The organism is Erythrobacter mangrovi (assembly GCF_013260645.1).
In the GTDB taxonomy this organism is placed as follows: Bacteria; Pseudomonadota; Alphaproteobacteria; order Sphingomonadales; family Sphingomonadaceae; genus Qipengyuania; species Qipengyuania mangrovi.
Map to the genome: position 1 here is coordinate 2,677,820 of NZ_CP053921.1, position 12,311 is coordinate 2,690,130.

The window sequence follows — 12,311 nt, forward strand, 5'->3', positions numbered from 1 at the left end:
GACCGGTCATGAACGGTTTGGATTGGATCGTGGGTTGCCGTGTGGCAAACACAGACTGCGAGCGGCAGCTATGGCCAGCTCGCTCCTCGAAATTCGGAAGGCAGGAAGTGGCCCAATTTTTATCATCCGCCCGAAGGCCGGGCGCTAAGCGCCCGGCTCCTTCTTCTCGTCGTCCAGCGGCGTGCGCAGGACGATCCGGCCATTGATTGGCACCACTTCCAGCTGAAGCGATAGGCCTTTGCGGTCACGGTGGAACCATGCTGCTCCGATCCGGGTCCAGAAACCCTTGTCGCCCTTGTTGGCGACGTGCCAAGCGAGGAAGTCCGGCGGATTGGTCTCCTGCGCGGGTGCGGTATTGCTGCGTGCCATGATGATTTCCTTTCGTGTCTGGTGGCTCGTTGCACCAAACGGGAAGGCCGGACGGCCAAGGGCAGGATTCATGTCCAACACGGGTGAGCGGAGCGAACTGGCGCGGGCCGGGCATTGAAGACTGACCGCGTGCGGGCAGTAAGGGTGCTCAAAACGAGACCGAAACGACGCGGAGGAAATCCATCGCTTGCGGCATAGCGTGATCAGGACACCTCGTAGGACTTTTCCAGCAGCGGCTTGGCCTTCTCGAAATCGGCGGAACTCTGGATCGTGATCTCAAGATCGCCAGTGCCGAAATGACCGATACCGCGCACGTCACGCGTGAAGCCCTGCTCAAGCACGACAGAGTCGGGATCAACCTTGACATAGACCAGCAGCTTCTTGGCCTGGTTGCGGAACTCAAGGCTGGCGAAGTTCTTGATGCGCCGAAAGGCCACATAATATGCGGTCGTCTTGGTTTCGACGTCGTCGCCAAGTGCCAGCATGAAGTCTGACATCAGGTGGTAGAGGTCGGTCAAAGCCTGGGGAGCCTCCGCCATCTGATCCTCGATAGTTTTGTAGTTTGGCTTGGCGCCAGTTGGCGAAGCGGGCACAGCGACTGAAGTCGGCCCCTTCGCGCTAGCCGACGTAAGTTGTTCCAGTAGCAAAAGGTCTCCTTCGAATTTTCGGTAGCGGATGAGCGAAATATTGCGGTTCATCTGCTTGACCGCGTGCTCGTCATACTTCCCGAAATCTCCGGCAATGCAGATCAGGCGCGGCCCGGACCAATCGACGGCTTTGGCTGCGTCTTTGCCGAGCTTCTCCAGCACAAGCCATTCAAAGTCCTTGCGGTGTCCCATCAGCCAGTCGAGGTAGAACAGGCCCTGGTTGATCACGTTTTCGTTTGATGAACGCTTGTACTCGATCACCACCGGGCTGTTGTTCTCGTCGATCCCGAGACTGTCCATCCGACCGCCCTCGTTGGTGATGAACTCGCTCGCAAGAAAACGAACACCGAGAAGGCTCTCAAGATTGGCTTCGAACAAAGTCTGCAGCGACTTCTCCAGTGCAACCGCTCCGCCGGACAACTCGGCAACGCCGCCCTGAGCCATTCGGTAAAGTTTAATGTCGCTCATATCGGCTCTTACCTCGGCATCTTGTAGCGGGCGGTTATTAAGTGCTTGTAGTCGCCGGATCGACAGCGTCGCAATTGCAATATGTTCGATCGATCCTCTTGGTCGAACACAGTGCAAAGGAAGGTCTCTACGGCCATCCCAAAGGATCGCCTTGCGATCAAGAAGGAACGGCACCCTTGGAACGGCGCGAAGCCGACGGAGGTCCTGCGCGCGCGGTCAGTGCGCCAGCGGGCCTCCGGCAATGAGAGAGGCAAGAGTGCCTGCGGGTTAGCTCAAGGATGCCGCGCCCTCAGGAGCGCAGAATGCGCGGGACAGAGCGCGTCCACCAGATTTTCCCGCTCCGCTTCAAACCGCTCCTGATCGTCACCCGAACGGGCCGGGACTACAGGCCCGGTCCGCGTCAGCGGATAGAGCAGGTCGCCCGGCAGGGCAGCCACCCAAGACCTTCACCACTCTCAAAACCACAGTTTGAAGTTGTTCACACCAAAAAACTTGCACAGCTTCGCAGTCTGGCATAATGGCACGTTCATGAAGCGATTGAGCGACATCTCTGACATCAGCATGGGGGCGACGCCCGCACCCGAAGGCGATGAGGCTCGCTATCTGCGCCTGGCCAATGTCATCGAGGGCCAAATCGTCGGTGATGCTGTCGAAGGTGGGGGTCCGGTCAAGGGCTCCGATTCGCAGCTGCGCATCGACGACATCGTCGTGCGTGGCCGCGGGCCCGATCTCTCGGCAGCCATGGTGGGTGAGCAGCATGTCGATGCTTACCCCACAGTCGAACTGTTCGTCATCCGGGTGGACCGCGATGTCGCTGAACCGGCCTACGTCGTTGCCTACATCAACCAACCGCACATTCAGGCGAATCTGGCGCAAGGGGCACAGGGCACGGGCTTCGTGCGCCTCAATCGCCCCACCCTTGCCGACCTGGAAATCCCGCTGCCCCCTATGATTGAGCAGCGCATGATCGGCTCACTTGCGCTCGAAGCGCAGCAGGAGCTGACGATCCTTCAAGAAATCATGGAGCGCCGCAAGCGCCTCCATTCCGAACTTCTCCATCGTGCGATGGTGAAGGCCCGTGCCGAGGACGGCAATCCCCAGCACGGGCGCATAACCGGTCTGAACGACGCGCAAACGTCCTCAGACCTTCTTTCCGCTGATACAGAAAGTACCCCTTAAATGAACATTCTCTCTCAGAACCGCAACCGGCTTCGTACTGTGCACGTCACCTGGCACGCCCATCCGGGCGAATGGCAGGTCAAGGAAGGTGGCAGTAGCACCGTCCTGACGCGCTCTTCGACGAAGCCCCCGGCCATTGCCTATGGCCGGTCCTACGCCCGCTCGATCAAGGGCGAGCTGTTCATCCACAACATGGACGGGACCATCGCCGAACGCGAAAGCTACGGCAACGATCCGTTTCCGCCGCGCGGGTGAAGAAAGGCGGGGCGGCCGCAAGGTCGCCCCGCTCACCCTTGATAAGAATTGAGGCAAGACATGACGACCAAACTTGATCAGGACGATCTTAACAACGCGGTGTGGGCAGCATGCGACACGTTCCGTGGGGCGGTGGACGCGACGCGCTACAAGGATCTGATCCTTGCCGTGCTGTTCTGGAAGTACCTTTCGGACCATGCTGAATGGCAGCGCAAGGACCTCGCCCAGCGGTACGGTCCCAATGACCCGCGCGTCGAACGGCAGATGAAGCGCGCTCGCTTCGTCCTGCCGGAAGGTACCGATTTCAAGACCATCCACGCCAAGCGCCTGGCCGACAATCTCGGCGAGCTGATCAACAAGGCCTTGGAAAAAATTGAACTCGAGAACGAGGCGAAGCTCAAGGACGTGTTTCGCCCGATCGACTTCAACTCGGAGACCCTGCTCGGTGCGACCAGGGAGCGCAATCGCCTGCTCAAGCTCCTACTGGAGGATTTTGCCAAGCCTTCGCTGGTCCTGACGCCAGACAAGGTCAGCGAGGACGCGATCGGCGAAGCCTATATCTACCTGATCAGCCGCTTCGCAGCGGACGGTGGCAAGAAGGCGGGCGAATACTACACCCCGCGCAAGATTTCGGAGATCGTCGCCCGCCTGGCCGATCCGAAGTCCGGCATGACGATCTGCGATCCGGCCTGCGGCTCCGGCGCGCTGCTTATTCGTGCGGGCGAGGCGGCAAAGTCCGATGACCACCGGCTGTTCGGGCAGGAAGTGAACGGCTCCACCCACGCATTGGCGCGCATGAATATGTTCCTCCATGGCGAGGACAATGCGCTGATCGAATGGTGCAACACCCTCACGTCGCCCGCCCTGATTGAAGACGACCGGCTAATGCAGTTTGACCGTGTCGTCGCCAACCCTCCGTTCAGCCTGGACAAATGGGGCGCGGATGTCGCCGAAACCGATCCCTACAAGCGGTTCAAGCCGGTGATCCCGCCCAAGAGCCGTGGCGATTACGCCTTCATCCTGCACATGCTGGCAATCGCCAAGCGGGGCGAAGGGCGCGTGGTCTGCATTGCGCCGCATGGCGTTCTGTTTCGCGGCGCGGCGGAAGGGCGCATTCGCGAAGACCTTGTCCGCCGAAACCTGCTCGACGCCGTGGTTGGCCTGCCCGCGCAGCTTTTCCCTTCGACCGGCATTCCCGTGTGCCTGCTCGTGTTCGACCGGGCGCGCGAAGAGGGTGGCGCGCGCGCGAACGTCAAGGACGTGGTCTTCGTCGATGCCTCGCGCGAATTCGTGCCGGGCAAGCGCCAGAATGCGCTGGGCGACGACCAAGTCGAGCACATCGTCTCGACTGTGATGGAGCGCCGCACTGAAGACAAGTACTCCAGCATCGTCACCTTTGCCGAGATGGAAGCCAACGGCTTCAACCTCAACATCCCGCGCTACGTGGATACCTACGAGCCCGAGCCCGAAATCGACGTGGCGGCATTGCAGAAGGACATTGACCGTCTGGAGACAGAACTGGTCGAGACGCGCAAGCGGATCGAGCTGCACCTCGCGGAGCTCGGGATCGATGGCTGAGCCTGATGCCATGATGCGCGGCACCTTGGGCGACTTCTTCTCGATCAGTCGCGAGAAGGGGAGCGAAGGTCTACCGACGCTTTCGGTCACGATGCATGATGGCCTGGTCCGACGCGATTCCATCGACCGTAAGACAGAAAGCGAACTGGAGGATGGCGAGCATTTGCGCGTCCGTCCCGGCGACATCGCCTACAACATGATGCGTATGTGGCAGGGCGCATCGGGCCTTGCCACTGAAGACGGCATCGTTAGCCCGGCTTATGTGGTCGTTCGCCCGAAAAAGATGATCGATCCCCTGTTCGCGTCATATTGGTTCAAGTCCGAGCGGATGATCTATCTGTTCTGGGCATACTCCTATGGCCTCACCAACGATCGCCTTCGCCTCTATGCCAAAGACTTCACGCAAATTCCGGTAGAAGTTCCGCCGATAACCAAACAGCGGCGGATTGCGGAAATGCTCGCAGACTTCGAGCGCGCCATCGAAGCAACCGACGCCATGATCTTGGCCAAACAGCAGCGGAAACGGAATCTCACGTTTCAAATCCTTGGGGCACTTGGACCAGACGTTCCATTTGCCGCCCTCAAGACCGTTACGTCGATCAATGCCTCGTCACTTTCAGAAGCTACAGACCCCAATTTCGAGTTCGAGTATTTTCCTATCGCGACTGACCTTAATGACGAGCTCGATGCCGCTGGCTGGATGACTTTCGGCGAGAGCCCTTCTCGGGCACGTCGCTTGGCCAAACCCGGAGACGCAATCTATTCAACGGTACGTCCTTTGTTGCGACGATGCTTCCGTGCGCCAGATAATCCAAAGGCAGTCTATTCGACTGGATACGCTGTTTTGGGAGGTGGCGAGAAACTCAATCCGAGGTTTCTGTATCATTTGCTTACGAGCCCGGATTTCGAGCGCCAGATTAATGCGAGGCTGACGGGTTCCAACTATCCAGCGATAAGTGCCGGTGACTTGGGTGAGGTATCGGTGCCATTGCCTCCAATCTCCCAGCAGAATGAGACTGCCGAATTGCTCGACGCTTTTGATCGCGAGATCGATCTACTTGCGGAACGTGCGACGCTGCTTCGCGAGCAAAGGCGTGGCCTGATGCAGAAAATTCTCTCATTTGATCACAAACACCAAAGTGCGGTCATGGAGGTAGCATTAATATGAGCCAGCTTTCCGAAGCCTTGGGCGCACTGATCGAGCAGCCCGCTCCGTCCGCGACGCAGATTCGCCCAGTCAGCCGCATCAGCTTTTCGCTGACAGACAAGGATGCCTTCGAGAAGTCGGCGCAGTTCGCCGTCGATTGGCTGGCGGGGAAGATTGGCGGGGCGCTGCCGGGTGAAGCGCGCGCGCTCGCAAGCTTCGATACGCGCGGGGCGGATGGCTTTCACCCCTGCCATGCCGTGCGTGTGGACGACCACAGTGGCAGCATCTGGGCTGCGCGCATCGACGAGCCCGGCTCGAAGCCCAGTGCCGGTGAAACCTGGTCGACCGAGATGTTCGTGGAAAGGCCGATCGGCGGCCTGGTCCGGTTTGGCGCGCAACTAATGGTGCGGCGTCCCTCGAACAGCCCAGACATCAGGCCTAGCCGGCCGCGCCTGATCTACGATCTCCTTTCCACGCTCTCCGCCGAGGCAGATGGCGAAGCGATCACCGATGCACCTGCAAATCTGACCACGCATGACGACGCGGATACTCTGGCGAGGCTGATCTACCGACCTAAGCGTCGCCTGCCCATCGTGGTCGTTTCCACCGATTATGATGGGTGGTCGCAGGTCAATTTGCACCAGCTCGGCGTCCGGCTGTCGGGGGCTGCGCATCTCTATGCTGCTGGTCCTGAAACCAGTTGGGAGCTTACCCGCCTGATCGGCAAGCGCATGTCCACCTTCAATGGTGGCGTGCGCATCTACATGCCGGGGATCGAAGAAGAGGACGAGGATCCGTTTCAGCATCCTCTGTGGCTCATCCCGAAGGCCGGGCCAAATCACGCGCTGATCAACCAGCTTGCCGAACGCATCTTTCCGCTCGGCTTTCAGGACAACGAAGGCGAAACGCGCTTCTGGCACATCGGCCAGCTCCGCAAGGCTGCGTCGGCGACCGTTGCCATGGAGACGGTTGGCAGCGAAACCGAGAAGCTCGAAGCACAGATCGCCGCATTGCAGGACGAAGTTGCCGACCTGAAGGAGCAGCTGGAAGTTGCGGCGGGCCTTGAGCGTATTGCCTCCTCTGCCGAAAAGGCCGCGCAGCAAGACGTCCAGCGTATGCAGGACGAGATCGGTCGACTCAAAGCGGAAAACTATCGCCTCCGCTCTTCGGCCCAGCATGCGACGGTCGTCGAGGAGAAATCCGCAGAGCGGGAGCTCGCCAGCTACGACGATCTGGAGGACTGGGCCGACGAAGTGCTTGGCCCCCACATCTTCATTCACAACAAGGCAATCCGCGAGTGCCGAAAGAACGGGCACCCCGACATGCTGGAGCGGATTGCCAACACTCTGCTGGCCATTCGTGACCACTGGATTCCGTTCAAGCTTGAAGGTGGGCTCGACCGGAAAGAGGCCGCAACAAGCGCCTTGGCTGCACTTGGGGTCGAAGACGAAGGCTGCTTCACTCGCCGCGAGAAGGCCAGCGAGAAGCCGGAATATTCGGTCAGGGAAGGCACGATCACCTGGGTCCTGTACGACCACTTCAAATACGGAAATTCGCGCCAGAATTCCGAGCAGTTCCGCATGTACTACGCTTGGGATGAAGAGGGTCGCCGCCTGATTATCGGCAAGATGCCGTCCCACCTGCCCAACGACATGTCATGACCGTTTCCCCCGAATTCGCGCTGTCTGAAAGCGGCGGCGTTCAGCTGCAAGTGCTGACGACGCTGGCCAATATGGGTTGGCGCTACCGCACCCGCGCGGAAATTGACGCGATGCGAAAGGGACACCGTAGTTCGGTCATACTAACCCCTCTCGCTCAGGAAGCTTTGGCGTCGATCAACAGCATCGATCAGGATGGAGTGGATCATCCCTTCACAAGCCAAGCCATCGACGAAGGGCTTTCTCGCCTGCGCGATCTGCGGTTCGACGGACTTCTCCGGACCAATGAACTGGCGACCGACTATCTTCAGCTCGGGACTGCCGTTCCCCAGACGATTAATGGACTGACCCGCGAGCGGCAGTTGCGCTTCGTCGCCTGGGGCGAAAGCGAGTGGCAACGGAACAGTTTCGATATGACCGCCGAGTACGCGGTCGATGGGCGAAACGATGCAATCCGCTGTGACATCGTTCTGTTTGTGAACGGCATACCGTGGACGGTTATCGAGCTCAAGCGGTCGGGCGAAAAGACATCGCAGGGCATTAGCCAATCTATCCGGAATCAGGGCCAGGCTGAAGGCGCTCCCCAACTCTTCGTGCCCGTTCAATTGCTGATCGCCGGCAACCCTGCCGAGCCGCGCTATGGCACTGTTGGTACACCTGCCAAGTTCTGGTCGGCGTGGCACGAGCCCGCGCACGGTGGGATGAGCGAGGCGGAAGTCGCCGCTCTAGTAAACGCTGAGCCGCCCGAAGACGTCATGGCCGCAATCCTTTCCGATTTCGCCTCTCACGCCCGCCGCCACAATGCACTGCGCGAAGCGGGGCATCGCTGGGTGACGGAACTCGACAAGACGATTGTCGGCTTGTGCCGCCCAAACCGCCTGCTCGATCTGGCCCGACGCTTCACCCTCTTTGACAAAGGCACGAAGAAGGTCGCACGATACCAGCAGGTCTCAGCAGTCTATCGAATTCTTGAGCGCATCGAACAGCGCGACGAAGCCGGACGCCGCAAAGGCGGGGTGATCTGGCACACGCAGGGTTCGGGTAAATCACTCACGATGGTCATGCTAGCGCGTGCGCTGGCGTTCCACTTGAAGGACGCGAGCCCTCGAATTGTGATCGTTACCGACCGGCGTGATCTCGACCGGCAAATCAAGAAGACCTTCGCTGCCACAGGCTTCGAACCCGCTCAGGCGCGCACCGGCGAGCATCTGATGAAGTTGATCGAAGACGGCGCGCCACTCGTGACGACCTTGGTCAACAAGTTCCGCTCAGGCGTGCGGAAACGGGCGCTCGCGTCCGACAGTTCGGACATCTTTGTTCTCGTCGATGAGAGCCATCGCAGCCAATACGGAAATGACGATTCGATGCACGAAGACATGCGCCGGGTGCTGCCGAATGCCTGTTATATCGGCTTCACCGGCACGCCGCTGTTCAAGGACAAGGCGCGAAACACCTTTCTGAAATTCGGCGAGCTTATCGATTCTTACCCAATCTCGCGTGCGGTGAAGGACAAGGCTGTTGTGCCGCTCCTCTATGAGGGTCGCATTGTAGCGGAAACCCTCAACGCCGCGGCGCTCGATGCCTGGTTCGAACGTTCGAGTGACGGCCTGACGCCGGAACAGAAAGCTGAACTCAAGCGGCGAATGAGCGCGCCGGGGGTGATACAGACAGTTGAAGCGCGACTGAAGGCGATCGCTTGGGATATCCGACAGCATTATCTGCAAGGCTTCAAGGGAACCGGACTGAAGGGGCAGGTTGTCGCACCTGACAAGCAATCTGCGGTGATGCTCAGGACGTTATTCGACGCGCTCAACGAGGGCCAAGTCGATCAGGTCACAGCTGAAGTGATTATCTCTGCGCCCGACAAACGCGAAGGCCACGATCAGGTTGGAGTCGCACCGAAAAAGGAGGTGAAGAGGTTCTGGGCCGAGATGATGGCCCGTTACAAGACCGAGGACGAATACAACGAAGCGATCGTGGCGGAGTTTGATTCACCCGAAAGTCCCGACCTGCTGATTGTAGTCAGCAAGTTGCTGACTGGTTTCGACGTACCGCGCAATACAGTGTTGTACCTGACACGGGTGATCAAGGAACACGATCTCCTGCAAGCCATTGCCCGCGTTAATCGCGTGTTCGACGCCGACGATGCACCGCCAAAGCCCTTCGGTTACATCGTCGACTATTGCGGCGTTCTGGGCGAGCTTAACGAGGCACTGGAAAGCTACGATGCTCTGGCCGGCTTCGACGATGCCGATATCAACAGCGCACTTTTCGCAATTCGCACCGAAGCCGAGAAGCTGCCGGGATTGCATTCGGATTTGCTCGATCTCTTCGCGGGCGTGGCTAACCGCTACGATCAGGAAGCCTATGCGCAAGCGTTGGCGGATGAGGCGATGCGCGATCTTTTTCATCGCAAACTTTCGGCGTTCGCCTCAACGCTGAACGTCGCCTTGTCATCACGCCAATTTGTCGAATCTGCTCCGCGCGAACGATTGGACCGTTGGAAGGCGGATCTCAGTCGCTTCGAACTGCTGCGCCAGGATGTCCGCCGCCGTTACGCCGACACTATCGATTGGGCACAATACGAAGGTCGCGTCCGTAAACTGCTCGCCGAACATATCACTGCGCACCGTGTCGATACCGTGGTCGATCCGTTCAACATTTTTGATGAAGGAGCCATTGAGGAGCAAATGGCGGGCGGGCGGAGCGCTGCGTCCGTCGCTGATGAAATAACCAGTCAGATCAGCCGGACCATCACTGAAAACTGGGATGAAGATCCCGCCTTTTACGAAGCATTCTCCAAGCTGGTGCAGGACACGATCGACAGCTTCCGGCAAAAGCGGATCAGCGAACAGGAATATCTGAAGAAGGCACGTGGGCTAAAAGATCAGGCGCATGCCCGTGCGGAATCGAAGGAAGTTCCGGAGGGGCTACGCGGCAATGGTCATGCCGTGGCGTTCTGGGGCGTAATAGCGAAAGAGCTCGGCGAACTATCGCAGGAGGCTGAAGAACATGCGCCTGACATCGCACTCAAACTGCTGGAAATTGTCGAGAAACATCGCAGGGTGGGCTGGCAAGAAGATCGCGATCAACAGAACCGAATGCGCGCCGCTGCCGACGACTTCTTCTTTGATACCGCCCCAGAGCAATTTGGGCTTTCGCTCGATCCCGAAAGGATCGACGGATTGGTCGATCAAATTCTGACTATCGCTCGTGAACGCTTGCCCAAATGACCGAGAAAGGCGTTGCAGCGTGGGGCGGGCGGTCAATTCCGTTTTCGGTGGTTCGGTCCGAACGCAAGACGATGTCAATTACCGTGGACCCTCACGGAGACGTTATTGTCCGAGTCCCGAATGTTGCCGATATTGAGGAAGTGATCGAACGAATTGCGAAGCGCGGCGGTTGGATAAGCTATCATCAGATGAACGCTGAACGCTGGCGGCCCCGAACGCCCGCACGCACATATGAATTGGGTGAGACACACCTCTTTCTTGGTCGGCAGTATCGGCTATCGGCTGAAATTGGATTAGCGCAGTCGGTCAAGACTTCGGGCGACCGCATAGTCCTAACAATGCACCGACCGAACCGCATTGCGGAACGCAAGGCACTGCTAGACGGTTGGTATCTCACACAGGCCAGAGAGATAATCGGCAAACGCCTAGACAAGGTGTTCGCCCCATTTGCCGTTTTGGATCATCCACTCCCGCGCTTGATCGTTCGAGATTTAACTCATCGCTGGGGAAGCTTGACGTCACGTGGAAACCTCGTCGTGAGCCGCCATATCGTCCGTGCTCCTCGGCAATGCATCGACTATGTTCTTGTTCATGAGCTTTGCCATCTTGAGCACCGCAACCATGGTGCGGAGTTTTGGAACCTTCTCGATCGTATGATGCCGGATCATCAAAAAAGAAAAGCAAGGCTCGAAAAGATCTTGCTTTAGTTGCCGTCACTCCTGGCAACTTTCCAACCACTCGGCAGCCTTGGCCGCCGCGCTCGCGGCGGTGAAGATCGCCCGATTGTCGGCCTTCAGCACCTTGAGCCAGCTCGCGAGGTAGCTGGCGTGATCCGGACGCGGACTGGAGGAAAGACCAAGGTCGCCGCAAAGGAATGCTGAACCAAGCTCGGCCACCAGTTCTTCCATAGCGTAGGCATCGTCGCCGAACCGCTTGCCGAAAGCCCGCGCAAGACGGTGGTCGGCACCAGACCAATGGACGAGCTCGTGCAACAAGGTAGCGTACCAGTTCTGCGCCGCGCTGGCGTTGGCCGTTGCGAAGAACCGCTCGCGGTCCGGCATGGTGATGGTGTCGGTCGAGGGCGTGTAGTGGGCGCTGTCGCCGTTGATGCGCACGGTGGCCCCCGTGGCAGAAACGAAAGCGTCCGCCTGCGGGATCGGGTCGAAGTCCTCGCCGTCCGGCACGTCGGGCATGGCGTAGCCTTCGACCTGGCAGGCGTTGAACACATGCGAGGCCTGCGCGAAAATGCGGATCGAGCTGTCTCTTTCCTCGGCCTGATCGTCATCACGACTGTCGAAGACCTTGTAGAAAACGATGGGCGAAGCCTTCTCGCCTTTGCGAACCTGGGAACCAAGCGACTGCCACTGGCGATAGGTTGCCCAGAGGCCATGCCCGAAGTCCTGCGCTTCGGCACTGGCCCAGAGGGCGAGCACGTTGACCCCGCGATAGGCTTTCCCAGTCGCCGCATTCATGGGGCGCGAAAGCGGAGCAGTGCTGCGATGCCAAGGGAGCGAGAACTTGTCGGTGCCGCGTTCAAGGGCGGCGATGATCTGGTTGGCGATCGTGTTGTAGATGCTGGCGGTAGTGGTGCTAGCCATGGTGAAAATCCTTCGTCCAATCGTTGGGAACGCGGATGAAGGGACGGGCCGGATTGTCCGGGCGGGTCAGCGGTTACGCGGAACAGCCAACACGGGAGGGCGTGAGCCCGAATGGTGCGGGCAGGCTGTTGATCCCGCCCGGCACGGCCTGTCGAAGAGGAGCAGTTCATTCCAACGGC

General features: G+C 59.1%; 10 protein-coding genes. 7 read left to right on the forward strand and 3 right to left on the reverse strand.

The genetic code is table 11. From position 1 onward, the window contains the following. Positions 1 to 144 precede the first annotated feature (144 nt). Both HQR01_RS13365 and HQR01_RS13370 read right to left on the reverse strand, forming a co-directional pair. A complete protein-coding gene (locus HQR01_RS13365; RefSeq protein ID WP_173215381.1) occupies positions 145 to 369 on the reverse strand; it encodes a hypothetical protein in 225 nt (74 codons plus the stop codon). A gap of 203 nt (positions 370 to 572) precedes the next feature. After that, positions 573 to 1,658 (reverse strand): DUF5655 domain-containing protein, encoded by a 1,086-nt coding sequence (locus tag HQR01_RS13370; protein ID WP_234030173.1) that lies wholly within the window; start codon positions 1,656 to 1,658, stop codon positions 573 to 575. A gap of 294 nt (positions 1,659 to 1,952) precedes the next feature. On the opposite strand from HQR01_RS13370, the gene HQR01_RS13375 reads away from it, so the two are divergent. From HQR01_RS13375 to HQR01_RS13405, 7 genes are read left to right on the forward strand one after another with little or no spacing between them, the layout of a single operon-like run. Further along, positions 1,953 to 2,663, forward strand: coding sequence for a restriction endonuclease subunit S (locus HQR01_RS13375; protein WP_173215384.1), 711 nt, complete (start codon positions 1,953 to 1,955; stop codon positions 2,661 to 2,663). Further along, complete coding sequence (locus HQR01_RS13380; RefSeq protein WP_173215386.1) at positions 2,664 to 2,918, forward strand: DUF2188 domain-containing protein; 255 nt, start codon at positions 2,664 to 2,666, stop codon at positions 2,916 to 2,918. A gap of 60 nt (positions 2,919 to 2,978) precedes the next feature. After that, entirely contained in the window at positions 2,979 to 4,496 is a 1,518-nt protein-coding gene (locus HQR01_RS13385; protein WP_173215388.1) for a type I restriction-modification system subunit M, read from the forward strand. Next, a complete protein-coding gene (locus tag HQR01_RS13390; RefSeq protein WP_173215390.1) occupies positions 4,489 to 5,664 on the forward strand; it encodes a restriction endonuclease subunit S in 1,176 nt (391 codons plus the stop codon). The genes HQR01_RS13385 and HQR01_RS13390 overlap by 8 nt, the downstream gene beginning before the upstream one ends. Beyond that, a complete protein-coding gene (locus HQR01_RS13395; protein WP_173215392.1) occupies positions 5,661 to 7,304 on the forward strand; it encodes a hypothetical protein in 1,644 nt (547 codons plus the stop codon). The genes HQR01_RS13390 and HQR01_RS13395 overlap by 4 nt, the downstream gene beginning before the upstream one ends. Continuing rightward, the gene (locus HQR01_RS13400) at positions 7,301 to 10,534 is read left to right on the forward strand and encodes a type I restriction endonuclease subunit R (RefSeq protein WP_173215394.1); all 3,234 of its coding nucleotides are present in this window, start codon (positions 7,301 to 7,303) and stop codon (positions 10,532 to 10,534) included. Before HQR01_RS13395 ends, HQR01_RS13400 begins: the two co-directional genes overlap by 4 nt. Beyond that, positions 10,531 to 11,241: a M48 family metallopeptidase gene (locus HQR01_RS13405; protein WP_173215396.1), complete on the forward strand. Its 711-nt coding sequence runs from the start codon at positions 10,531 to 10,533 to the stop codon at positions 11,239 to 11,241. Before HQR01_RS13400 ends, HQR01_RS13405 begins: the two co-directional genes overlap by 4 nt. A gap of 6 nt (positions 11,242 to 11,247) precedes the next feature. On the opposite strand, the gene HQR01_RS13410 is transcribed toward HQR01_RS13405, so the two are convergent. Beyond that, positions 11,248 to 12,132, reverse strand: coding sequence for an ArdC family protein (locus HQR01_RS13410; RefSeq protein WP_173215398.1), 885 nt, complete (start codon positions 12,130 to 12,132; stop codon positions 11,248 to 11,250). Positions 12,133 to 12,311: the final 179 nt, after the last annotated feature.

Coding starts and splice junctions, on each gene's coding strand:
- HQR01_RS13400 (WP_173215394.1), top strand. CDS start 7,301: ATGACCGTTTCCCCCGAATTCGCGCTGTCTGAAAGCGGCGGCGTTCAG.
- HQR01_RS13380 (WP_173215386.1), top strand. CDS start 2,664: ATGAACATTCTCTCTCAGAACCGCAACCGGCTTCGTACTGTGCACGTC.
- HQR01_RS13405 (WP_173215396.1), top strand. CDS start 10,531: ATGACCGAGAAAGGCGTTGCAGCGTGGGGCGGGCGGTCAATTCCGTTT.
- HQR01_RS13395 (WP_173215392.1), top strand. CDS start 5,661: ATGAGCCAGCTTTCCGAAGCCTTGGGCGCACTGATCGAGCAGCCCGCT.
- HQR01_RS13390 (WP_173215390.1), top strand. CDS start 4,489: ATGGCTGAGCCTGATGCCATGATGCGCGGCACCTTGGGCGACTTCTTC.
- HQR01_RS13385 (WP_173215388.1), top strand. CDS start 2,979: ATGACGACCAAACTTGATCAGGACGATCTTAACAACGCGGTGTGGGCA.
- HQR01_RS13365 (WP_173215381.1), bottom strand. CDS start 369: ATGGCACGCAGCAATACCGCACCCGCGCAGGAGACCAATCCGCCGGAC.
- HQR01_RS13410 (WP_173215398.1), bottom strand. CDS start 12,132: ATGGCTAGCACCACTACCGCCAGCATCTACAACACGATCGCCAACCAG.